Genomic DNA, 21638 nt, shown 5'->3' with positions numbered 1-21638 from the left:
GTTGAGCGCAGCGAAACCCATCAGCTTCGAGCCGTCGTCAATGGGTTTCGCTGCGCTCAACCCATCCTACGATCAATGCGCTACGATCAATGCACTACGATCAATGCACCGAAGTAAAGAACCGCGCGACGCGGAAGCCGGAGATCCAGTTGGTGAGGGGCTCCTTGCGGACGCTGGGATTCCAAGATCCGACGATGGCGTCGACGCGGCCGACGAGGTTGTCCATCGGCAGCAGGCCGACGCCGCCCTGGCGCACCGGCACGCGGCTGTCCGATGAGTTGTCGCGGTTGTCGCCCATCACGAACAGATGCCCGGGCGGCACGGTGACTTCCGGCGTGTTGTCGAGCCGGCCGTTGTCGTAGAGCTTGAAGATCGGATGCGAGACGCCGCCCGGCAGCGTCTCGACGAATTTGGTCGCGGTCTCGTAGGCGCCGTCTTCGTCCTCGGCCTTGCCGACGCCGTCCGGCGTGACCTTGGCGTCGACGCCGTTGATACGCACGACGCCGCCGGTGAGCTCGACCTTGTCACCGGGCAGGCCGATGACCCGTTTCACCCAGACCTGCGAGCGATCGCCGGGCCAACGGAACACCACGACGTCGCCGCGATGCGGCGTGGCGCCGAACACGCGGCCGGTTTCCGGAAACGCCACATGGATCGGCAGCGAAGCGCTCGAATAGCCATAGGGATATTTCGAGGCGAGCAGCGCGTCGCCGATCAGCAGCGTCGGCTCCATCGAGCCGGACGGCACGTAGAACGGCTCGGCAAGCGCGCCTTTGCCGACCAGGACGATCGCCACCACGGCCGCCAATTGCCCGAGCTGTGCGCCCCAGCGTCGTACAGTCCCGCCGATCATGCCCGCTTTGCCGTTCATCCGCCGGTGCCTCCGACCGTAATCCGATCCATCCGCAGCGTCGGCTGGCCGACGCCCACCGGCACGCCCTGGCCGTTCTTGCCGCAGGTGCCGATGCCGTCGTCGAGCTGCATGTCGTTTCCGATCATGGAAATGCGGTGCAAATCAGTCGGACCGTTGCCGATCAGCATCGCGCCCTTCAGCGGCGCGCCGATCTTGCCGTTCTCGATCCGGTAGGCCTCGGTGCACTGGAACACGTATTTGCCTGAGGTGATGTCGACCTGGCCGCCGCCGAAGTTCACCGCGTAGATGCCGTTCTTCACCGAGGCCAGGATTTCGGCCGGGTCGTGCTGGCCGGCCAGCATGTAGGTGTTGGTCATGCGCGGCATCGGCACGTGGGCGTAGGACTGCCGGCGGCCGTTGCCGGTCGGCTTCATGCCCATCAGCCGAGCGTTCTGGCGATCCTGCATGTAGCCGGTGAGGATGCCGTCCTCGATCAGCACGGTGCGGCTGGTCGGCGTGCCTTCGTCGTCGATCGACAGCGAGCCGCGCCGCGCCGAGATCGTACCGTCGTCGACCACGGTGACGCCCTTGGCGGCGACCTGCTGGCCCATCAGGCCTGCAAAAGCAGACGTCTTCTTGCGGTTGAAATCGCCCTCGAGGCCGTGGCCGACGGCTTCGTGCAGCATCACGCCGGGCCAGCCGGGGCCGAGCACCACGTCCATCTCGCCCGCGGGCGCCGGCACCGATTCCAGGTTCACCACCGCCTCGCGCAGCGCGCCATCGGCGGCGTCGCGCCAGGCCTTGGTCTCGATGAAGCGCGCATAAGGCTCGCGGCCGCCGTAGCCCTTGGAGCCGCTTTCCTGGCGATCGCCCTGGCCGGCCACCACCGAGACGTTGACCCGCACCAGCGGGCGGATGTCGCGATAGCTCTCGCCATCGGGCCGCAGGATCTCGACCACCTGCCAGGTGGCGCCGACCGACACCGACACCTGCCGCACCCGCGGGTCCTTGTCGCGCACATAGGCGTCGATCTCGGCGAGCAGCTTGACCTTGGCCTCGAAGCCGGGCGCGTCGAGCGGGTTATCGTCGCCATACAGCCGCACATTGGTGTGCGACGGCGCCACCGCCAGCGTGCCGCTGTAGTCGCTGCGCACGGCCGCCACCGCATCGGCGGCGCGGATCAGCGCCGGCAGCGACACGTCGGAGGAATGCGCATAGCCGACCGCATCGTCCTTGACGGCGCGAAGGCCGAAGCCCTGCGCGGTGTCGTAGGTCGCCTGCTTCAGACGGCCATTGTCGAACGCCAGCGCCTCGGTCTGGCTGTATTCGAGAAACAGCTCGCCGTCGTCCGCCCCCTGCAGCCCCCGCATCAATTCACGCCGCACCACATCGCGATCAAGCTTGGCGCGGTCGAGCAGGGAGGTCTGGGCTGGGTTGGTCATGAGGTGTGTTCCCGATGTTGTTCGGCTGAGAAGATAGGCGGTCAGCCGGCTTTGTGCGAGAGGCTGGCGGAAGCTGATCCTGCGCCCATCCGCAATTTGTGTTAGGCTGCGTCCATGGACTATCGCGCGATCATCACAATCGAGCCGGGTAAACGCGGCGGCCGCCCCTGCATCCGTAATATGCGGATCACGGTCGCGGATGTGCTCGGTCGGCTTGCGGCAGGCCAGTCGCCTGCCGCAATCCTGTCGGACTTCCCGGAGCTTACCGAGCAGGATATCCGCGCCGTGCTTGCATATGCTGCCGACCGTGAACGGCGGCTCGTCACCGCTTCGTGATGAAGCTGCTGTTCGACCAAAATCTCAGTTTCAAGCTCTGTTGGGACGTCGCCGATCTGTTTCCGGACTCGCGCCACGTCCGCGGCCTAGGTCTTATGGAAGCCGACGATCGGGCGATCTGGGACTGGGCGCGCCACAACGGCTTCACCATCGTCTCTCAAGACGCTGACTTCGCCGATATGGCGATGCTGCTCGGCCCCCCCCCCCCAAAGTGATCTGGGTCCGTTCGGGAAACCAGCCTCGGTCGGTCGTCGCAGCCCTCCTCCGGGTCCATGCGGATTTGATCATCAGCTTCGAAGCCGGCGAAGCCACTTGTCTGGAGATCTATTAGCGACGTCGCTCAAGCTTGCCGCGGCGAAGTGCTTGGCAACGCGGGGTCTGGCCAAATAGGATCGCTTGACAATATATCGTGCGCGATATAAAATGCTTGCATGAAATCGCCCCCGACATTGCCGAGCCGGCCGCTGCGCGCTGCCGACAAGCAGAAGCTGGAGAACCAGCTTTGCTTCGCGCTGTATTCGACGCTGCTCGGCGTTAACAAGGTTTATCGTTCGCTGCTGCGCGAGTTCGATCTGACGTATCCGCAGTACCTCGTGATGCTGGTGCTGTGGGAGAAGGATCGGGTGAATGTCTCGGAGATCTGCGATCAGCTGTTTCTCGAGACCACCACGCTGACGCCGCTGCTGAAGCGGCTGGAGGCGCGCGGGCTGGTCAGCCGGAAGCGGTCGGCGGAGGACGAGCGGCAGGTGATCGTCAGCCTCACCGACGAGGGGCGGGCGCTGCGCCAGCAGCTTAAACATGTGCCCGACTGCGTCGGCGCCGCGATGGGCGGCTCGCTCGAGGATATCGTCGATTTGCGCAGCAAGCTGACCCAGGTTCGAACGCAGCTGTTTCAGGCGGCGTAAAGGAGATCCACCACATCTCGATCTTCATCTCTTGATATATCGCGCGCGATCATCATCCGGGCGATGAAAATTATCGAACTTCCAATCAACCTCTTCACCCTCGAAAGGAAAGCAAAATGTCAGTCGAGAAAGTTCTGTATCGCGCCACTGCCACCGCCACCGGAGGCCGCGACGGCCGCGGCGTCAGCAGCGATGGCAACCTTGATGTCGCCCTGACCACGCCGAAGGAACTCGGCGGCGGCGGCGGGGCCGGCACCAATCCGGAGCAACTCTTCGCGGTCGGTTATTCGGCCTGCTTCCTCGGCGCGATGAAGTTCGTTGCCGGCCGTGACAAGCTGCCGATCCCGAAGGACGTCAGCGTCACCGGCACGGTCGGCATCGGCCCGATCCCGACCGGCTTCGGCATCGAGGCCGAACTGAAGATCAGCCTGCCCGGCATGGATCGCGAGCAGGCCCAGACGCTGGTCGACCGCGCCCACATCGTCTGCCCGTATTCCAACGCCACGCGCGGCAACATCGACGTGACGCTGACGCTGGTCTGATCGGCGCGCGCGTTAAACCAAAGGGCAGCCGGGAATCCCGTGCTGCCCTTTGTGGCTTTGACCAAGTTGCGATGACAGCCGCCTACGGCAGCTTGTCGTAGCCTTCGCCGAGGCCGTTGAGGCTGAGCGGGAAGCCGATGCCTTCTTCGGGCGTCTCGAAGATGATGAAGGTCGCGGTCTTGGCGGTGCGGAGCTGGCCGAGCAGCTTGTCGTCCATCACCACCTCGGCGACGCAGCCGTTCGGCAGGCAGCGCACGAATCCGGCGCGGCCGACGTCGGCGTTGTCGAGCTTGAGCCCGAGGCCGGACGGCAGCAGTACGCCGAGCGGCGCCACCACGCGCATCAGCTTGCTCTTCTGATCGGCGGTCTTGAGGATGATCACCGTGAGGCCGGCATTGGAGCGATCCTCCGCCACGACGCTCTGGATCAGCGCGCATTGCTCGGCCTTGGCGCCGGGCGGCGTATCGCAGCGGATCTGCCAGTCGCCATGCACCGAGCGCACGGCGCCCTGCGCGGACGCATGGCCGGCGGCCCCGACCAGCGCCGCGCCGGTCAGCGCGGCCACGAGGGCCAGCCGGGCTGCGCTTCCGCGCGCGAGGCGGCGGCAGGAGGCGAGCAACGGCAAACGTTCGGCAAGGCCCATCGGGGTCGCTTTCAAGTCAGAGAGAAACGTGGCGTGGATCGGGGCTCCGACTGATCCGGAATGACGGCACCATCAAGGCGGCGCCCTCCGCCGGCGAATCAGGCTCCCGTGAGTTCTGGTCGTTGTGCCTACAACGGCGTGGGCTGCTGTCAAGCGTGCTTCACAATACCAGAGCACCGACAAGATGCCGAGCCGTATCATGGGTTTATGGCAATCGGACAAACATCCGAGAGGCGACGTCAAACGTTCAATACTGCATTGCGGGTACTGGCGAATTGTGGTTTGAAAGAAAGAATAAGAAGCATTCTTAGGAGGCGAATAATCGCCACCTGGATGCCATAAGGGGCACTCGGCGCAAGTTGGTTAGCCCGGAAAATACGTAGGGGAGCGACGGCGGCATGACGATGTCGAAGGGCCGATTCGATCGGCGTTTGCTTGGCGCTGCGGTGATCGGCGCGATGGGGGCCCTGATCGGGCTCGGCGGATCGGCGCTTGCCGGCGAGGGGCAGCCGTCTCCCTGGGAAATGCAGCTGCAAAACGCGGCCAGTCCGGTGATGGAAAACATCGTCTGGTTTCACAGCTTCCTGCTCTGGCTGATCACCGCGATCACGCTGTTCGTGCTGGCGCTGCTGGTCATCGTGGTGGTGAAGTTCAACGCCAAGGCCAATCCGGTTCCGTCCAAGACCACGCACAACACGCTTATCGAAGTGGCCTGGACGATCATTCCGGTGATGATCCTGGTGGCCGTCGCCGTGCCGTCGTTCCGGCTGCTGTTCTTCCAGCTCGACATTCCGAAGGCCGATCTCACCATCAAGGCGACCGGCAACCAGTGGAATTGGACCTATCAGTATCCCGACGACAAGATCGAGTTCACCTCGATCATGCTGACGGACGAGGAGCGCGCCAAGATGAATCCGGTGCCGCCGCGGCTGCTCGCGGTCGACAACGAGACCGTGGTGCCGGTCAACAAGGTGGTGCGGATCCAGACCACTGCGGCCGACGTGATCCATTCCTGGGCGATCCCGTCGTTCGGCGTCAAGATCGATGCGATCCCGGGGCGCCTCAACGAGACCTGGTTCAGGGCGACGCGGGAAGGCCGCTACTACGGCCAGTGCTCGGAACTATGCGGCAAGGACCATGCTTTCATGCCCATCGTCGTTCGCGTCGTCAGCGATCAGGAATACGACGCCTGGAAGAAGCAGCAGCAGGTCGCCTCGGCGGCTCGCAAATCCTACGCCTCGATCGGCGCCGGCGCGCAGTGATCGGTCACGACGCGCGATACGTCTGAACGGGGACCGCAAGGTTCGAAGGTTTCAAGGCAGGATCTGAAGAATGACGATGGAAGCTGCACGGGTTGCTCACGCCGATCATGCGCACGACGACCACGCTCATGCGCACCCGACCGGGTGGCGGCGCTATGTCTATTCGACCAATCACAAGGACATCGGCACGATGTATCTGATCTTCGCGATCATCGCGGGGATCATCGGCGGCGCGATGTCGATCGCGATCCGCATCGAGCTGATGTATCCGGGTGTGCAGATCTTCCACGAAAGCCACACCTACAACGTTTTCGTCACCTCGCACGGCCTGATCATGATCTTCTTCATGGTGATGCCGGCGATGATCGGCGGGTTCGGCAACTGGTTCGTACCGCTGATGATCGGCGCGCCCGACATGGCGTTCCCGCGCATGAACAACATCTCGTTCTGGCTGCTGCCGGCCGCGTTCGCGCTGCTGATCATCTCGACCTTCGTTGAGGGCGAGCCGTCGTCGAACGGCGTCGGCGCCGGCTGGACGATGTACGCGCCGCTGTCGACCACGGGCCATCCAGGACCGGCGGTCGACTTCGCGATTCTGGCGCTGCATCTGGCCGGAGCGTCGTCGATCATGGGCGCGATCAACTTCATCACCACGATCTTCAACATGCGCGCGCCGGGCATGACGCTGCACAAGATGCCGCTGTTCGTGTGGTCGATCCTGGTCACTGTGTTCCTGCTGCTGCTGTCGCTGCCGGTGCTCGCCGGCGCCATCACCATGCTGCTGACCGACCGCAACTTCGGCACCACCTTCTTCTCGGCCGAAGGCGGCGGCGATCCGTTGCTGTTCCAGCATCTGTTCTGGTTCTTCGGTCATCCCGAAGTGTACATCCTGATCCTGCCGGCGTTCGGCATGATCAGCCAGATCGTCTCGACCTTCTCGAAGAAGCCGGTGTTCGGCTATCTCGGCATGGCCTACGCCATGGTGGCGATCGGCGTGATCGGCTTCGTCGTGTGGGCGCACCACATGTACACCGTCGGCATGTCGAGTGCGACGCAGGCCTATTTCGTCGCCGCCACGATGGTGATCGCGGTTCCGACCGGCGTGAAGATCTTCTCCTGGATCGCCACGATGTGGGGCGGCTCGATCGAGTTCAAGACGCCGATGCTGTGGGCCGTCGGCTTCATCTTCCTCTTCACCGTCGGCGGCGTCACCGGCGTGGTGCTGGCCAATGCGGGCGTCGACCGCGTGCTGCAGGACACCTATTACGTGGTCGCGCACTTCCACTATGTGCTGTCGCTCGGCGCCGTGTTCGGGATCTTCGCCGGCTGGTACTACTGGTTCCCGAAGATGTTCGGCTACATGTACTCGGAGACCATCGGCAAGCTGCACTTCTGGGTGACGTTCATCGGCGTCAACATGGTGTTCTTCCCGCAGCACTTCCTCGGCCTGTCCGGCATGCCGCGCCGCTACGTCGACTATCCGGACGCCTTCGCGGGCTGGAACCTGGTGTCGTCGATCGGCTCCTACGTGTCCGGCTTCGCGGTGCTGATCTTCCTGTATGGTGTGGCGCTGGCCTTCATCAAAAAGGAGAAGGCGGCGGACAATCCGTGGGGCGTTGGCGCCACCACGCTGGAATGGACGTTGTCGTCGCCGCCGCCGTTCCATCAGTTCGAGGTGCTGCCGCAGGTTCGCTGAGGCGTACCCGTCATCAAGCATCCGCCCGGGCCCGGCTCGCGGCGGATGCGGTCTGAAGCCTAAGAGGTTACGAATTGTCGGTCATCGACACCAATCAGGTCGAACTCGCTGCTCCCCGCATCTCCGAGGCGGGCGTCCGCGACTACATCGCGCTCTTGAAGCCGCGGGTGATGTCGCTGGTCGTGTTTACGGCGCTGGTCGGTCTGCTGATGGCGCCGGGTAGCTTCCATCCGGTGCTGGCGATCACCGCCATCCTGTGCATCGCGGTCGGCGGCGGCGCCTCCGGCGCGCTGAACATGTGGTACGAGGACGACATCGACGGAAAGATGACCCGCACGGCCAATCGGCCGATCCCGCGCGGCCGCGTGACGAAGCCTGAAGCGCTGGCGTTCGGCCTGATCCTGGCGTTCTTCTCGGTGCTGACGCTCGGCATCCTGGTCAACTGGGTATCGGCTGCGCTGCTCGCCTTCACGATCTTCTTCTACGTCGTGATCTACACGATGTGGCTGAAGCGCTGGACGGCGCAGAACATCGTGATCGGCGGCGCCGCCGGCGCGCTGCCACCGGTGGTGGCGTGGGCCGCGGTCACCGGATCGCTGGCGGTCGAACCGCTGCTGCTGTTCGCCATCATCTTCTTCTGGACGCCGCCGCATTTCTGGGCGCTGGCGCTGTTCCGCAACGACGACTACGCCCGCGCCGGCGTGCCGATGCTGCCGGTGGTGGCCGGCCCGGATCACACCCGGCTGCAGATCCTGCTCTATACCATCGTGCTGGTGGCTGTTGCGGCCGCACCCTGGCCGCTCGGTTACTTCGATGCGATCTACGGCGTGGCGTCGCTGGCGCTCGGCGCCTGGATGCTGGTGCTGGCCGTGCGGGTCTATCGCTATCGCACCGGCAGCGCCGCGCTGCGCGCGTCGCGCAACCTGTTCAAGTTTTCGATCCTGTATCTGTTCGCGCTGTTCGCGATCCTGCTGGTCGAGGTCGCCGCGAAGGCCATTTGGTCGCTGTTCGCCTGAGGAGGCTGCCGGATGGAGCCGCAGAGGAGGCCGGGCGTGGTGCTCACCGAAGCGCAGAAGAAGCGCCAGCGTGAGCGCTCGATTGCGATCGCCCTCGCGCTCGCCGTGCTGGTGGTGCTGTTCTTCGCCGTGACCATGGTCAAGGGTCCGATCGTGCTGCAGCGGCCGATGTAGGGGAGATCGAACGATGCCGCAGGTCCCGCCCAGTCCCGCGCCCCAGCCGGCTGCCCGCCGAGGTCTCGGCCGTGACACGATGGTGGCGTCGATCTGCGGGCTGGTGGTGGCGCTGATGGTCGGGGCGTCGTTCGCCGCGGTGCCGTTCTACAACTGGTTCTGCCGCACCACCGGCTTCAACGGCACCACGCAGGTCGGCGCCGCGCCGACCTCCGAGCCGCTGGCCCGCACCGTGACGGTCCGGTTCGACTCCAACATCAACGGCCTGCCGTGGAAGTTCGAGCCCGAGCAGCGCGAGGTCGAGGTGCCGATCGGCAAGGTGGTGACCGTGTACTACACCGTCACCAGCACCGCGAAGCACGAAACCACCGGGCAGGCGGCCTACAACGTCACGCCGCTGACGGTCGGCTCCTATTTCACCAAGATCAATTGCTTCTGCTTCACCGAGCAGACGCTGGCGGCGGGCGAAACCCGCGAGATGCCGGTGGTGTTCTACGTCGACCCGGCGTTCGCCGCCGACAGCGAGAACGACACCGTCAACAACATCACGCTGTCCTACACCTTCTATCCGATGCGCGATCCGTCGCCGAAGCCGGTGGCTTCGACCGAAACCGGGGCGCGCAAAGGCAATCTATAAGAAACGGAAACGCTGAGAGACGACGCCGGGCGGACAGGGCATCCGCCTCGGCAATGCAACGGAGAGCACGAACCATGGCCACGGCGCACGCGAAACATCACGACTATCATCTTGTCGATCCCAGCCCGTGGCCGTTCGTCGGCTCCGTTTCGGCGTTCATCATGGCGCTCGGCGCCGTCGCCTGGATGCATCACATGTTCCAGGGCGCGCCGATCGTGTTCGGCGTCGGCGTCATCGGCGTGCTCTACACCATGGCGAGTTGGTGGAGCGACGTGATCCGGGAAGCGGAGTTTCAGGGCGACCACACTCGCGTGGTACAAATCAGCCACCGCTACGGCATGATCCTGTTCATCGCCTCGGAGGTGATGTTCTTCGTCGCCTGGTTCTGGGCCTACTTCAATGCGGCTCTGTTCCCGGGCGATCCGGTGCACGCTACCCGCGAAGCGTTGTTCGGCGGCGTGTGGCCGCCGAAGGGCATCGAGACCTTCGATCCCTGGCACCTGCCGCTTCTCAACACGCTGATCCTGCTGACGTCCGGCACCACCGTCACCTGGGCGCACCACGCGCTGCTGCACAACGACCGTGAGGGCGTCAAGAAGGCGCTGATCCTGACCGTGCTGCTCGGCGCCGCCTTCAGCTGCGTGCAGGTCTACGAGTACAGCCACGCCGCGTTCTCGTTCGCCGGCAACGTCTACGGCGCCACGTTCTTCATGGCGACCGGCTTCCACGGCTTCCACGTGCTGGTCGGCACCATCTTCCTGCTGGTCTGCCTGATCCGGGTCTACAAGGGCCACTTCACCCCGACCCATCACCTCGGCTTCGAATTCGCCGCCTGGTACTGGCACTTCGTCGACGTGGTCTGGCTGTTCCTGTTCGTCTGCATCTACGTCTGGGGCCACGGCGCCTCGACCATGGCGCACGGCGCACACTAAAGCCGCCGCAGACTGTGCTACAAAGGGCGGCCGAAACGGCCGCTCTTTGCTTATGAGGCTGTATGATGATGAGCCAGCAACACTCCGTCATTGCGAGCGAAGCGAAGCAATCCAGAGTCTCGCACCGTCGCTTCTGGATTGCTTCGTCGCTTCGCTCCTCGCAATGACGCCCGTGGAGAGGTCTCAGCCCACCGTCCTGCAAAGCGCGATGCGCGGCATCGCCTGCCGCTGTCCGCGCTGCGGCGAGGGTAAGTTGTACAAAGGGTTCCTGACGCTCGCCCCGCGCTGCGAATCCTGCGGTCTCGACTACGCTTTCATCGACGTCGGCGACGGCGCGGCGGTGTTCATGATCATGATAGGCGGCGCCATCGTGGTCGGCTCCGCGCTGGTGGTGGAGGTCAAGTATCAGCCGCCGTTCTGGGTGCATGCGGCGTTGTGGATTCCGCTGGTGCTCGCCACCACGCTGGCGCCGCTGCGTTCGATGAAGGCGCTGCTGATCGCGTTGCAATTCCACCACAAGGCGCAAGAAGGCCGCTTGGTCGGGCGGGACCCGAAATGACCAGCCCCCCGTCGCGCCGGCGCGGCGTCGCCGGGATGAGCCTGATCGCGCTGCTGATCGTCGCGGTGCTGCTGTCGCTCGGGTTCTGGCAGCTGCAGCGCCGCGCCGCCAAGCATGCGCTGATCGCTGCCCTGGAAACGCGCCTTGCCGCCGCGCCGGTCGCGCTGCCGCCGCCGAGCCGATGGGCCGGCCTGACACCGGCCGCCGACGAATTCCGCCGTGTCAGCTTCACCGCCAGCTACGCGGAGCTGCCGGACGCCATGGTGTATTCGTCCGGCTCGGCGATCCGGGACGACGTTTCGGGTCCGGGCACCTGGGCGTTTCTGCCGGCGCGCCTGCCGGACGGCGCCACGGTGGCGATCAACGCCGGCTTCACCCCCAACACCATGCAGGACCGCGCCTATCAGGACCGCATCGTCAAGCCGCTGCACGCCGCGCAGCCGGTCATGATGACGGGCTATTTGCGCTTCCCCGAGGCCGGCGGGGCGTTCACGCCGAACCCGGACGGAGCGAAGCGGCTGTGGTTCAGCCGCGACGTGCCAACGATGGCGGTGCAGCTCGGCTGGGGCGGCAACGTCGCGCCGTTCTACATTGATCTCGAATCGCCGGTGCCGGCCAATGGCCTGCCCAAGCCCGGGCCGCTGGGTGTCCATTTGCGCGACCAGCACATGCAATACGCCGTCACCTGGTTTGGGCTGGCGCTCGCCGTCAGCGTCGCCTTCCTGGTCTGGCTGTGGGGCCAACGCCGGGCCGCCGCCGCGGCGCCGCCACCCCGCCCGTCGCGGCGCATGGCCTGACGCGCCGGCGCTTCGGCTGGCCATCCGTCCGATCCCGAAGCTGCCGTCTTTTCGTCGAGAGCAGTTTCCCCTGCGCGGCAAAACCCTTATGGTGCCGGTGATTTCGCCCGCGCCTGAGTAATTCCAATCGATATCAAAGGCTTGGTTGCGCCCAGGTCTTTGGAGGATACCTTGACCATCTATGTTTCGACCCGGGGCGAGGCCCCGCGCCTCGGCTTCTGCGATGTGATGCTGACCGGGCTCGCCCGTGACGGCGGCTTGTATGTGCCCGAAGTCTGGCCGCAGCTCGCGCCGGACACCATCACCAGCCTGTTCGGCCGGCCGTATTGGGAGGTCGCCGTCGAGGTGATCCGGCCGTTCGTGGCCGGCGAGATTTCCGACGCCGAACTCGGCCGGATGGCCAACGAGGCCTACGCGACGTTCCGCCATCCGGCGGTGGTGCCGCTGCGTCAGAGCGGCCCGAGCCAGTTCGTGCTCGAGCTGTTTCACGGCCCGACGCTGGCGTTCAAGGACGTCGCGATGCAGCTGATCTCGCGCTTGATGGATCACGCGCTGCAGAAGCGCGGCCAGCGCACCACCATCGTGGTGGCGACCTCCGGCGACACCGGCGGCGCCGCGGTCGATGCCTTCGCGGGTCGCGAGGCGGTCGATCTCGTGGTGCTGTTTCCGCACGGCCGGGTCTCGGACGTGCAGCGGATGATGATGACGACGTCGGGTGCGGCCAACGTCCATGCGCTGGCGATCGAGGGCCATTTCGACGATTGCCAGGCGATCGTGAAGGGGCTGTTCAACCACCACAAGTTCCGCGATCAGGTGTCGCTGTCGGGCGTCAATTCGATCAACTGGGCTCGCATCGTCGCGCAGGTCGTGTACTACTTCACCAGTGCGGTCGCGCTCGGCGCGCCCAATCGCCTGGTCGATTTCACGGTGCCGACCGGCAATTTCGGCGACATCTTCGCCGGCTACGTCGCCAAGAAGATGGGCCTGCCGGTGCGCCGGCTGAAGATCGCCGCCAACATCAACGACATTCTGGCCCGCACGTTGAAGACGGGCATCTACGAGGTGCGTGAGGTCCACGCCACCACCTCGCCGTCGATGGACATCCAGGTGTCGTCGAATTTCGAGCGGCTGCTGTTCGAGGCCTCCGGGCGCGACGCGTCGCTGATCCGCTCGCTGATGGGTTCGCTCGGCCAGTCCGGACGCTTCGTGCTGCCAGACGCGCTACTGGCCGCGGTGCGCGATGAGTTCGACGCCGGCCGGGCCGACGAGGCCGAGACCGAGTCGGCGATCCGCGCCGCCTGGCGGGAAGCCGGCGATCTGGTCGATCCGCACACTGCGGTCGCGCTCGCGGTCGCCGATCGCGACACCACGGACCCATCCGTGCCCAATATCGTTCTGTCCACGGCGCACGCCGCAAAATTCCCGGATGCGGTGGAAGCCGCATGCGGAATGCGGCCGGAGCTCCCGGCCTGGCTCGATGGATTGATGAGCCGGACCGAAACTTTCACCATTATGCCCCGTGACCAGGTGGCGATCGAACGCCACGTGCTGTCCGTCAGCCGCGCGGCGCAGCAAGGAGTTGTCGGATGACGGTCGAAGTCAGCAAGCTTCCCTCGGGCCTGACCGTCGTCACCGACACCATGCCGCATCTCGAGACTGCCGCGCTCGGCGTCTGGACCGGGGTCGGTGGCCGCGACGAGAAGCCGGACGAGCACGGCATCTCGCACCTGCTCGAACACATGGCGTTCAAGGGCACCACCCGGCGGACCTCGCGCGAGATCGCCGAGGAGATCGAGGCGGTCGGCGGCGACCTCAACGCGGCGACATCGACCGAGACGACCGCGTATTACGCGCGGGTGATGAAGGCCGACGTGCCGCTGGCGCTCGACGTGCTGAGCGACATTCTGGCCAATCCGTCGTTCGACGCCGAGGAGCTCGAGCGTGAGAAAAGCGTGATCGTGCAGGAGATCGGCGCCGCGCAGGACACGCCCGACGACGTGGTGTTCGAGTATCTCAACGAGCTCTGCTATCCCGAGCAGCCGATCGGCCGCTCGCTGCTCGGCACCGCCAAGACCCTCAAGGGCTTCAACCGCGACAAGCTGCAGAGCTATTTGTCGACGCATTATCGGGGCCCCGACATGGTGGTCGCGGCGGCCGGCGCGGTCGATCATCAGCGCGTCGTCGAGGAGGTCCAGCACCGCTTCGCCAGCTTCGATGCCGCCCCGGCGCCGAAGCCGCAGCCGGCGATGTTCGGCGCCGGCGGCTCGCGCGTGGTTCGCCGCGATCTCGAGCAGGCGCATCTGACGCTGGCGCTGGAAGGCCTGCCGCAGCGCGACGAATCGCTGTTCAGCCTGCAGGTGTTCACCAATATCCTCGGCGGCGGAATGTCGTCGCGGCTGTTCCAGGAAGTTCGCGAGAAGCGCGGGCTGTGCTATTCGATCTACACCTTCCACGCGCCCTATGCGGACACCGGCTTCTTCGGCCTCTACACCGGCACCGATCCGGACGACGCGCCGGAGATGATGGAAGTGATCGTCGACGTCATCAACGATGCGGTCGAGACCCTGACGGACGCCGAGATCGCCCGCGCCAAGGCGCAGATGAAGGCCGGCCTGCTGATGGCGCTGGAAAGCTGCTCGTCGCGCGCCGAACAGCTCGCCCGGCACATTCTGGCTTACGGTCGGCCGCTGCCGGTCGACGAACTGGTGGCGCGGATCGATTCGGTCAGCATCGAGACCACGCGTCAGGCCGCCAGGCAGCTGATGGCGCGTGGCCGGCCCGCCGTGGTGGCGCTCGGCGGCGGCAGGGGTCTGGACAGCGCAGTGGGTTTTGCGGAAGGATTGACACAATCCAAAGCCAAAACATCATATCATTGACGCCGCGCGGACGACGCGGCGGCTGAGCGCCCCTGCCAGCGCGGATCGGAGTGTCGACATGGCGCTGTTTCGAATGCCGTCCGCTGGCCCTGCTGCCCTGGCGCCGCGTGGCAACGGACTGCTGCTCCGTTCGCCGCAAATGGCCGATTATGTGCAATGGGCCGAGCTGCGCGAGCGCAGCCGAACCTATCTGACGCCGTGGGAGCCGATCTGGCCGTCCGATGACCTCACGCGCTCGGGCTTCCGGCGCCGGCTGCGGCGCTATGCCGAGGACATCGCGGCGGACCGTTCGTATCCGTTTCTGGTGTTCATCGAGAGCACCGGCGAAATGCTGGGCGGCATCACGCTCGCCAATGTCCGCCGTGGCATCGTCCAGGCCGGCACTATCGGCTATTGGATGGGCGAGCCCTATGCGGGCCGCGGCATCATGACGGCGGCGCTGCGCGTGCTGCTGCCGACGCTGTTCGGCGAACTCAACCTCCACCGGGTCGAGGCCGCCTGTATTCCCACTAACGCGCCGTCGATTCGTGTACTGGAAAAATGCGGCTTCAGCCGCGAGGGTCTGGCGCGGCGCTATCTGTGCATCAATGGCGTCTGGCAGGATCACCTGCTGTTCGGCCTGCTGCACGAGGATTTCCGCGGCTGACCCCGCGCGCAACGGTGCGGTTCGCGACATTGCCGCCTTTGGATCGCCGGCATTGCTTTGCTATAACGCCGCGCGCGACCGCGTTTCGGATCGACGCGTCTCGCGCGCGACGCCGCGCGGCGACAGTCTGGACCTTCACAGCCCGGGTAGAGTGATGAGACATGATGTGAAACGAGCGGGGGCGCGGCGCGCCGTGCTGCTGGCGGCCGGAGCCGCGGTCTGCGGCGCCATGCTGGCGACGCCCGCCTGGTCGCAATCCTTCACCGACCGCTTCAAGAGCCTGTTCGGCGGGAGCGGGTCCGATCCGGCCCCCACCATCTCCAACGGTCCGGCGGCCGAGAGTGACCTGACCTGTCCGCCGGTCACCATCCGGGCCGGCGCCGCCACCTACGCGATCGGCCTGCCGGGCAAAGAGGCCAGCGGCAACGACTTGCGCTATCAGGTGGTGATCGGCCGCACCGCGCGCGAATGCAATCTCAACAGCGGAATGATCACGGCGCATATCGGCATTCAGGGCCGGGTGATCGCCGGCCCGGCCGGCGCGCCAGGGACGGTCGAAGTCCCGATCCGCGTCGCAGTGGTGCAGGACGGCGTCTCGCCCAAGACCGTGTTCACCAAGGCCTACCGGACCGCCGTCAACATGGGCACCGACGGCAGCGTGCCGTTCAGCCTGGTGACCGAAGACGTGGTCTATCCGGCGCCGTCCCTCGACGTGAACGACGCCTACGTCTTCTACATCGGCTTCGACCCGCAGGTCCTGAAGCCCGAGCCGAAGAGCCGCCGGAAGAAGTAGTCAGCACCAAGCTGCCTGCCTGCACAAAGTCTCCCCGCATCGCAGCGCGCCCCCTCTCCCGCTAGCGGGAGAGGGCTGGGGTGAGGGAGCCCCAGGCAGTGAGCCTACTTACGCGCGGAGAGGAGTGCCCTCACCCGGATCGCTGCGCAATCCGACCTCTCCCGCAGGCGGGAGAGGTTGCGCCGTGGGCGGGGGCGATGCTGCGGGGACTGCCGCTGGCCTCAGGCTTTCGCCTGCCGTGCCGCCCAAGGCTGCGTCGCGGGCCTGGTCGGGACGTCCCAGATGTCCTCGGCGTATTCGCGGATGGTGCGATCGGACGAGAACCACGCCATGCGGGCGACGTTCAGAATGCCGGCGCGGGTCCAGGCCGGGCCGGCGCGCCAGCGCGCGTCGATGCCGCGCTGGGCCTCGTAGTAGCTTTCGAAATCGGCGCTGACCATGTAGTGGTCGAGGTGCCGCAGGGCGTGCGCCACCGAGGCGAAGCGGGCCGGATCATCCGGCGAAAACACGCCGGAATCGATCGACCGGATCGCGCGGTCGAGCAACGGCGAGCGCCGGATGACATCGGTCGCGTCGAGCCCCTGCGAGCGCCGCGCCACCACTTCAAGCGCCTCCAAGCCGAAGATCGCGATGTTCTCGGGCCCGACGTGATCGCGGATCTCGATATTGGCGCCGTCGAGTGTGCCGATCGTCAGCGCGCCGTTCAGCGCCAGCTTCATGTTGCCGGTGCCCGACGCCTCCATGCCGGCGGTCGAGATCTGTTCGGACAGATCGGCGGCCGGAATGATGACTTCGGCCAGGCTGACATTGTAGTCCGCCAGGAACACGACCTTGAGCTTGCCGCCGATCGAGGCGTCGTTGTTGACGACCTCGGCGACGTCGTTGATCAGCTTAATGATCAGCTTGGCGTAGCGGTAGCTCGCCGCCGCCTTGCCGGCGAAAATCTTGACGCGCGGCACCCAGTCCGCACCCGGATTGTCCTTGATGGCGTGATACAGCGCCACGGTTTCCAGCACGTTGAGCAGCTGGCGCTTGTATTCGTGGATGCGCTTGATCTGGACGTCGAACAGCGCGCCCGGATCGACCCGGACGCCGTTGCGTTCGCTGATCAGCCGCGCCAGCGCGATCTTGTTGCGATGCTTGACGGTGCGGAACTGCTGCTGAAATGCGCTGTCGCCCGCGAAGGCCTCGAGCCGCTCCAGCCTGGTCGGATCGTCCAGCACCTCGTCGCCGCAGGTGATCCGCACCAGGTCGGTCAGCCCCGGATTGGCGAGCGTCAGCCAGCGCCGGAAGGTGATGCCGTTGGTCTTGTTGGTGATGCGGTCCGGATAGAGATGATTGAGATCGTGAAACACGGTCTCCTTCATCAGGTCGGAATGCATCGCCGACACGCCGTTGATGCGATGCGAGCCGATGAAGGCGAGGTGGCCCATCCGCACCCGGCGGCCGGCCTTCTCGTCGATTAGCGACACCGAGGCGCGAAACTCGATATCGCCGGGGCAGCGCTGCTCGGCGAGCGCCAGATGCGCCTCGTTGATCCGGTAGATGATTTCGAGATGTCGCGGCAGCGTGCGTTGGAACAGGTCGAGCGGCCAGGTTTCAAGCGCTTCGGGCAGCAGCGTGTGGTTGGTGTAGCTCAGCGTCGCGCGGGTGATGTCCCAGGCGTCGTCCCAACGCAGATTGTGGACGTCGACCAACAGCCGCATCAGCTCGGTGACCGCCAGACTCGGATGCGTGTCGTTGAGCTGGATCGCCGCCTTCTTGGCGAGGCTGCGGATCTGGCCGTCGGAATCCAGATGCCGCTGGATCAGGTCCTGCAGCGAAGCGGAGACGAAGAAGTACTCCTGGCGCAGCCGCAATTCGCGGCCGGCGGCGCTTTCATCGTTCGGGTACAGGAATTTGCAGATCGCTTCGGCGCGCGCCTCGTGGGCGGTGGCGCCCAGATAGTCGCCGGTGTTGAACACGTCGATCAGCATCGGATCGGGGGCGCGGGCCGACCACAGCCGCAGCGCGTTGACGTGTTGGCCGCGCCAGCCGACGATCGGGGTGTCGTAGGCGATGGCCTGCACGGTCTCGCCCGGCGTCCACACCGTGCGGGTGAAGCCCTTGGCATCCGTGACCTGCTCGACCTGGCCGCCGAACTTGACCTGATACACCACCTCCGGCCGCTGCAATTCCCACGGGTTGCCGAAGCTCAGCCACTCGTCGGGAAATTCCTGCTGCCAACCGTGATTGATGATCTGGCGGAACAGACCATAATCGTAGCGGATGCCATAGCCGAACGCCGGAATGTCGAGCGTCGCCATGCTCTCCATGAAGCAGGCGGCGAGCCGGCCGAGGCCGCCATTGCCGAGCGCCGCGTCGGGCTCGCATTTGCGCAGATCGTTGAGACCGACGCCGAGGTCGCCGAGCGCCGCGCCGAATTGCGCCAGCAGCCCCATATTGTTCAGCGCGTCGGTAAACAGCCGGCCGATCAGGAATTCGAGCGAGAGGTAATAGACCCGCTTGCGGCCGGCGTCGTAGCTCTCCTTCTCGGACACCAGCCAGCGGTGGACGATGCGGTCGCGCAGCGCCAGCGCCGAGGCCTTGTACCAGTCGTGCTTGGTGGCCTGGCTGGCTTCCTTGCCGATCGCCAAGGTCAGCTTGGCGAGGATCGCGCTTTTGATCTCCGCGAGCGCCAGCTCGTCGATCGGCGGCTGCGGCGACTGGAATTTTTCTGGCGGAGACTGCACGGTCAAGTGACGATCCTAAAAGGCATTACGGGGTCCAAGCATACAAACATTAGCGCTCGATCGAAACCCGTGACGAGTGCATCGATGCGGCGCTCTGCCTTGGTTTTGTGCACACGCACCCAGGTCGCACGCAGCGTGTTGCAGCCATGGACTAAATTGGCGGCTGCTTGCATCCGGAGGATGACGGAAGACGGATGGCTGAGAGATGAACGGCCCTCGGGCGATCCGCCCTTGCGGCGCGCCGAGGCGAGGGCCAGCGAGTCCATCCAAAAAAAGTTAGAACAAATTAAGAACATTTTTACAAGCCATTGAGATATCATTCCGATTCGGTGCGGTAGAGCCCCGATATCTAGGATGTTCTCAGTCAACGAGGGCTACATGTCGACGATTGCGTTCGATCAGATGGCGCTGACGCGGATCGCGGATTTTTCCCGCTCGTTGTCGCGGCTGCATCAACTCGCCCGGCGGCAGTGGATCGACGACGATCAACTGGATCGCGAATTCAACGCGGTGTGCCAGTCGATCTGGGGCTACTCGCCGGACGATCTGGCCGACGAGATGTTCGCTGCTGACGATCTCGCCTGGCTCGATACGCTGGACGAATCGAGCGCCCGGATCTTCGCCGCCGAGCACGGCTACGATCTGGTCGACGACAGCGGCATGCTGACCGACTGGTGGGGCTATTGCTGGATGATCCTGGCCGAGAAGCGCGGCCTGCTGACCCCGGACAATCGCGCCGCGGCGAGGGCGAAGATCGAGGAAGCCTATCTGGCCGCGCCCAACGTGATCGGCGTGATCGTCACGCGGTAAAGTCGCACGCCTTGTTCTTGCCCGCCCCAAGCACGTCATTCCGGGGCGCGCGTAGCGCGAACCCGGAGTCCAGTTGTTGTTTGACCGACCAGCTTCGCAAGGGGCACGGCTTTGGTGCCCTGAACGTCGGGATTCCGGGTTCGCTCGCTGCGCGAGCGCCCCGGAATGACGTGCTTGGGGTTGTGCGCTTAGTCGTTAGGCCCTTAGTCGCGGCTGTGGCCGGAAAACTTAGTCTAGGCTGTGGCTGGCGGCCGGGGCGGTTACTGCTGCGCGGCGGGCCGGAACCGGCTTTGCAGGCGCGATCGGCTGACTGATCTCACGCCCCGCCGGCGCGGCGTCGTCGGCGAGCAGGTCGTTCACCGGCGCGACCTTCATCTCGCCGAGCTTGGCGCGGAGCTGGGTGGTCAGGCCCGGATAGTCGGCGACCGGCGTGAAGTCGGGGGTCTGCTCGGTGCCGAGCCGGACGCCGTTATAGGCGGCGAGGCCGTTGGCGGTCGCGACGATGTCACCGGGGCGCAGCGAGGTGTCCTGCGACAGGTCGATCTGCGCCAGCCCGGCCGGATCGCGGCCGTTGCAGGTACAGTCGGCCTTCAGCGCCTTGCGATAGGCGTAGGCGTTTTCGCTGTCGGCATAGCGCTGGCCGTTCGAGGCGGTCGCGTAGTCGATATTGCTGCCGTAATAGATCTTGGCGTTGCCGGCCGGGCAGAACATCGTGCACATCTGCGCCGCCGTCATGCCGCCGCGCGCCTGCAGAGCAAAGTATTTGCCGTCGCAGGGCCGCACGCAGAACGCCGGGCCGCCGCCGGAGGCGACTGGACGCGACGGCGCTTGAGGCGGGGGCGCCTGCTGCTGGTTGAGCCCGAACGGGTCGGCGAAAAAATTGGCCTGCGGCGGGGCGCCGCGCTGCTGCGGCCGCTGCGGAGCGCCGCCGCCGAACAGCATTTCGAGGATGTTCTGCGCCGGCGCGGCCGACGGGATCAGCGCCATCGGGCTGGCGACAGCGAGTGCCGCGGCGAGCAGGACAGGGCGCCGCAGCGATCCACGGCGCAGCATTCGGACAAACTGACGCAACGCTCACTCCACCCAAGCCGATCGTGCCGCGGCGAAGCCGCAGCCCGCTCACATTAGGTCGGGATGGTAAACGCCGGGTTTCCGCCGCCCGCCGATGGCCGTCAGGTCTTGAGGAATTCGCTCGCCTTGTAGAGCGACCGGAACGGCAGGCCGGCCTCGGCGAAAGCCGCGGTGGCGCCTTCCTCGCGGTCCACCATGGTCAGCACCAGGATGATCTCGGCACCGGATTCCTTCACCGCCTCGACCGCCTTGATGGCCGAGCCGCCGGTGGTGGTGACGTCCTCGACGATCACGCAGCGCTTGCCGGCCAGGCTCTCGCCCTTGGCGAGCCCCTCGACCGAGAGCTTGGCGCCGTGCTCCTTCGGCTTCTTGCGCACGAAGAACGCGGCGATCGGATGGTTCTTCAGCCAGGACAGCTGCGCGATCGCGCCGGCCAGCGGCACCGCGCCCATCTCCAGCCCGCCGACATAGTCGACCTGCTCGTCGCGCAGCGCCTCGTAGGTCAGCTCGGCCAGCAACGCCGCGCCCTCGGGATCGAGCATCGTCGGCTTGAGGTTGAAGTAGAAGTCGCTCTTGCGCCCCGACGCCAAGGTGATCTCGCCGCGGCCGAACGAACGGGCGCGAATGATGTCGGCAAGGCGGGCACGGGACGCGGATTTGGACACGGGCGGACTCTCTGAGCTCTTGGAAAGACGCCGCAATCTAGCCCCCGGCTTCGACCGATGCCAGCGGCGCGAGGACGGTATCAACGATCGAACGGCGAGGTTGTGGGATCGCAGCAGCGCCCCCGGCACAGCGCGCCCCCTCTCCCGCTTGCGGGAGAGGGCTGGGGTGAGGGCGACCCAGGCACTGACTCAGCAAGCGCGGAGAGGAGTGGCCGCACCCCGCTCGCGTCGCGGTACCCCCACAACCCCCC

The 21638-nt window shown here is 65.6% G+C and carries 23 protein-coding genes; 17 read left to right on the top strand and 6 right to left on the bottom strand.

Annotated elements, in window-relative coordinates; genetic code table 11:
* Positions 1-100: 100 nt before the first annotated feature.
* Together lepB and tldD are read right to left on the bottom strand one after the other, a co-directional pair.
* Positions 101-871 carry a signal peptidase I gene (lepB, locus tag LPW26_RS22885; RefSeq protein WP_238738022.1) on the bottom strand — a complete coding sequence of 257 codons (771 nt, stop codon included), beginning with the start codon at positions 869-871 and terminating at the stop codon, positions 101-103.
* The gene (tldD, locus tag LPW26_RS22880; RefSeq protein ID WP_238738021.1) at positions 868-2295 is read right to left on the bottom strand and encodes a metalloprotease TldD; all 1428 of its coding nucleotides are present in this window, start codon (positions 2293-2295) and stop codon (positions 868-870) included. The genes lepB and tldD overlap by 4 nt, the downstream gene beginning before the upstream one ends.
* 114 nt (positions 2296-2409) lie before the next feature.
* Here tldD and LPW26_RS22875 point away from each other — a divergent pair, with 114 nt between their 5' ends.
* From LPW26_RS22875 to LPW26_RS22860, 4 genes are all read left to right on the top strand, one after another.
* Positions 2410-2631, top strand: coding sequence for a DUF433 domain-containing protein (locus LPW26_RS22875; RefSeq protein WP_238738020.1), 222 nt, complete (start codon positions 2410-2412; stop codon positions 2629-2631).
* Positions 2631-2846 carry a DUF5615 family PIN-like protein gene (locus LPW26_RS22870; RefSeq protein ID WP_238738019.1) on the top strand — a complete coding sequence of 72 codons (216 nt, stop codon included), beginning with the start codon at positions 2631-2633 and terminating at the stop codon, positions 2844-2846. The genes LPW26_RS22875 and LPW26_RS22870 overlap by 1 nt, the downstream gene beginning before the upstream one ends.
* Before the next feature lie 216 nt (positions 2847-3062).
* Entirely contained in the window at positions 3063-3536 is a 474-nt protein-coding gene (locus tag LPW26_RS22865; protein WP_238738018.1) for a MarR family winged helix-turn-helix transcriptional regulator, read from the top strand.
* A 116-nt stretch (positions 3537-3652) separates the two neighbouring features.
* On the top strand, positions 3653-4078 hold the full coding sequence (locus LPW26_RS22860; protein WP_238738017.1) for an organic hydroperoxide resistance protein: 426 nt from the start codon (positions 3653-3655) through the stop codon (positions 4076-4078).
* An 82-nt stretch (positions 4079-4160) separates the two neighbouring features.
* Here LPW26_RS22860 and LPW26_RS22855 read toward each other — a convergent pair whose 3' ends face one another.
* Positions 4161-4721, bottom strand: coding sequence for an invasion associated locus B family protein (locus tag LPW26_RS22855; RefSeq protein WP_238738016.1), 561 nt, complete (start codon positions 4719-4721; stop codon positions 4161-4163).
* Positions 4722-5119: 398 nt separating this feature from the next.
* On the opposite strand from LPW26_RS22855, the gene coxB reads away from it, so the two are divergent.
* The 12 genes from coxB to LPW26_RS22795 all read left to right on the top strand — a co-directional run bounded on the left by coxB (position 5120) and on the right by LPW26_RS22795 (position 16109).
* Positions 5120-5983, top strand: coding sequence for a cytochrome c oxidase subunit II (gene coxB / locus LPW26_RS22850; RefSeq protein WP_238738015.1), 864 nt, complete (start codon positions 5120-5122; stop codon positions 5981-5983).
* Between the two features lie 70 nt (positions 5984-6053).
* Positions 6054-7679, top strand: a complete 1626-nt coding sequence (gene ctaD, locus LPW26_RS22845) for a cytochrome c oxidase subunit I (RefSeq protein WP_238738014.1) — start codon at positions 6054-6056, stop codon at positions 7677-7679.
* 74 nt (positions 7680-7753) lie between these two features.
* Positions 7754-8695, top strand: coding sequence for a heme o synthase (locus tag LPW26_RS22840; RefSeq protein WP_238738013.1), 942 nt, complete (start codon positions 7754-7756; stop codon positions 8693-8695).
* Positions 8696-8707: 12 nt separating this feature from the next.
* Positions 8708-8869: a CoxF protein gene (locus tag LPW26_RS22835; RefSeq protein ID WP_238738012.1), complete on the top strand. Its 162-nt coding sequence runs from the start codon at positions 8708-8710 to the stop codon at positions 8867-8869.
* Between the two features lie 13 nt (positions 8870-8882).
* Positions 8883-9506, top strand: coding sequence for a cytochrome c oxidase assembly protein (locus tag LPW26_RS22830; protein ID WP_238738011.1), 624 nt, complete (start codon positions 8883-8885; stop codon positions 9504-9506).
* Positions 9507-9580: 74 nt separating this feature from the next.
* Complete coding sequence (locus LPW26_RS22825; protein ID WP_238738010.1) at positions 9581-10438, top strand: cytochrome c oxidase subunit 3; 858 nt, start codon at positions 9581-9583, stop codon at positions 10436-10438.
* A 163-nt stretch (positions 10439-10601) separates the two neighbouring features.
* Entirely contained in the window at positions 10602-10997 is a 396-nt protein-coding gene (locus LPW26_RS22820; RefSeq protein ID WP_238738009.1) for a DUF983 domain-containing protein, read from the top strand.
* On the top strand, positions 10994-11794 hold the full coding sequence (locus tag LPW26_RS22815; protein WP_238738008.1) for an SURF1 family protein: 801 nt from the start codon (positions 10994-10996) through the stop codon (positions 11792-11794). The genes LPW26_RS22820 and LPW26_RS22815 overlap by 4 nt, the downstream gene beginning before the upstream one ends.
* 171 nt (positions 11795-11965) lie before the next feature.
* The gene (gene thrC / locus LPW26_RS22810; protein WP_238738007.1) at positions 11966-13384 is read left to right on the top strand and encodes a threonine synthase; all 1419 of its coding nucleotides are present in this window, start codon (positions 11966-11968) and stop codon (positions 13382-13384) included.
* Positions 13381-14670 carry a M16 family metallopeptidase gene (locus LPW26_RS22805; RefSeq protein WP_238738006.1) on the top strand — a complete coding sequence of 430 codons (1290 nt, stop codon included), beginning with the start codon at positions 13381-13383 and terminating at the stop codon, positions 14668-14670. The genes thrC and LPW26_RS22805 overlap by 4 nt, the downstream gene beginning before the upstream one ends.
* Positions 14671-14728: 58 nt before the next feature.
* Positions 14729-15316, top strand: coding sequence for a GNAT family N-acetyltransferase (locus LPW26_RS22800; RefSeq protein WP_238738005.1), 588 nt, complete (start codon positions 14729-14731; stop codon positions 15314-15316).
* Positions 15317-15470: 154 nt separating this feature from the next.
* The gene (locus LPW26_RS22795) at positions 15471-16109 is read left to right on the top strand and encodes a hypothetical protein (protein WP_238738004.1); all 639 of its coding nucleotides are present in this window, start codon (positions 15471-15473) and stop codon (positions 16107-16109) included.
* 221 nt (positions 16110-16330) lie between these two features.
* Here the strand turns inward: LPW26_RS22795 and LPW26_RS22790 are convergent, their stop codons facing one another.
* Positions 16331-18847 carry a glycogen/starch/alpha-glucan phosphorylase gene (locus tag LPW26_RS22790; RefSeq protein ID WP_238738003.1) on the bottom strand — a complete coding sequence of 839 codons (2517 nt, stop codon included), beginning with the start codon at positions 18845-18847 and terminating at the stop codon, positions 16331-16333.
* Between the two features lie 372 nt (positions 18848-19219).
* Between LPW26_RS22790 and LPW26_RS22785 the strand changes: the two genes are divergently transcribed.
* Complete coding sequence (locus LPW26_RS22785) at positions 19220-19651, top strand: hypothetical protein (protein WP_238738031.1); 432 nt, start codon at positions 19220-19222, stop codon at positions 19649-19651.
* Positions 19652-19879: 228 nt separating this feature from the next.
* Here the strand turns inward: LPW26_RS22785 and LPW26_RS22780 are convergent, their stop codons facing one another.
* A complete protein-coding gene (locus LPW26_RS22780; protein ID WP_406678141.1) occupies positions 19880-20704 on the bottom strand; it encodes a DUF2865 domain-containing protein in 825 nt (274 codons plus the stop codon).
* Between the two features lie 119 nt (positions 20705-20823).
* The gene (pyrE, locus tag LPW26_RS22775; RefSeq protein WP_238738002.1) at positions 20824-21387 is read right to left on the bottom strand and encodes an orotate phosphoribosyltransferase; all 564 of its coding nucleotides are present in this window, start codon (positions 21385-21387) and stop codon (positions 20824-20826) included.
* Positions 21388-21638 lie beyond the last annotated feature (251 nt).

The sequence above is a fragment of the Rhodopseudomonas infernalis genome (assembly GCF_022271405.1).
GTDB lineage: Bacteria > Pseudomonadota > Alphaproteobacteria > Rhizobiales > Xanthobacteraceae > Rhodopseudomonas > Rhodopseudomonas infernalis.
Note: the sequence above shows the minus strand (reverse complement) of the source record. Positions and strands in the feature narration are given on the sequence as shown.

Coding starts and splice junctions, on each gene's coding strand:
- coxB (WP_238738015.1), top strand. CDS start 5,120: ATGACGATGTCGAAGGGCCGATTCGATCGGCGTTTGCTTGGCGCTGCG.
- LPW26_RS22780 (WP_406678141.1), bottom strand. CDS start 20,704: ATGCTGCGCCGTGGATCGCTGCGGCGCCCTGTCCTGCTCGCCGCGGCA.
- LPW26_RS22875 (WP_238738020.1), top strand. CDS start 2,410: ATGGACTATCGCGCGATCATCACAATCGAGCCGGGTAAACGCGGCGGC.
- LPW26_RS22820 (WP_238738009.1), top strand. CDS start 10,602: ATGACGCCCGTGGAGAGGTCTCAGCCCACCGTCCTGCAAAGCGCGATG.
- LPW26_RS22830 (WP_238738011.1), top strand. CDS start 8,883: ATGCCGCAGGTCCCGCCCAGTCCCGCGCCCCAGCCGGCTGCCCGCCGA.
- LPW26_RS22825 (WP_238738010.1), top strand. CDS start 9,581: ATGGCCACGGCGCACGCGAAACATCACGACTATCATCTTGTCGATCCC.
- LPW26_RS22795 (WP_238738004.1), top strand. CDS start 15,471: ATGAGACATGATGTGAAACGAGCGGGGGCGCGGCGCGCCGTGCTGCTG.
- ctaD (WP_238738014.1), top strand. CDS start 6,054: ATGACGATGGAAGCTGCACGGGTTGCTCACGCCGATCATGCGCACGAC.
- LPW26_RS22865 (WP_238738018.1), top strand. CDS start 3,063: ATGAAATCGCCCCCGACATTGCCGAGCCGGCCGCTGCGCGCTGCCGAC.
- lepB (WP_238738022.1), bottom strand. CDS start 871: ATGAACGGCAAAGCGGGCATGATCGGCGGGACTGTACGACGCTGGGGC.
- LPW26_RS22815 (WP_238738008.1), top strand. CDS start 10,994: ATGACCAGCCCCCCGTCGCGCCGGCGCGGCGTCGCCGGGATGAGCCTG.
- tldD (WP_238738021.1), bottom strand. CDS start 2,295: ATGACCAACCCAGCCCAGACCTCCCTGCTCGACCGCGCCAAGCTTGAT.
- LPW26_RS22785 (WP_238738031.1), top strand. CDS start 19,220: ATGTCGACGATTGCGTTCGATCAGATGGCGCTGACGCGGATCGCGGAT.
- LPW26_RS22860 (WP_238738017.1), top strand. CDS start 3,653: ATGTCAGTCGAGAAAGTTCTGTATCGCGCCACTGCCACCGCCACCGGA.
- LPW26_RS22800 (WP_238738005.1), top strand. CDS start 14,729: ATGGCGCTGTTTCGAATGCCGTCCGCTGGCCCTGCTGCCCTGGCGCCG.
- LPW26_RS22870 (WP_238738019.1), top strand. CDS start 2,631: ATGAAGCTGCTGTTCGACCAAAATCTCAGTTTCAAGCTCTGTTGGGAC.
- LPW26_RS22835 (WP_238738012.1), top strand. CDS start 8,708: ATGGAGCCGCAGAGGAGGCCGGGCGTGGTGCTCACCGAAGCGCAGAAG.
- LPW26_RS22855 (WP_238738016.1), bottom strand. CDS start 4,721: ATGGGCCTTGCCGAACGTTTGCCGTTGCTCGCCTCCTGCCGCCGCCTC.
- LPW26_RS22805 (WP_238738006.1), top strand. CDS start 13,381: ATGACGGTCGAAGTCAGCAAGCTTCCCTCGGGCCTGACCGTCGTCACC.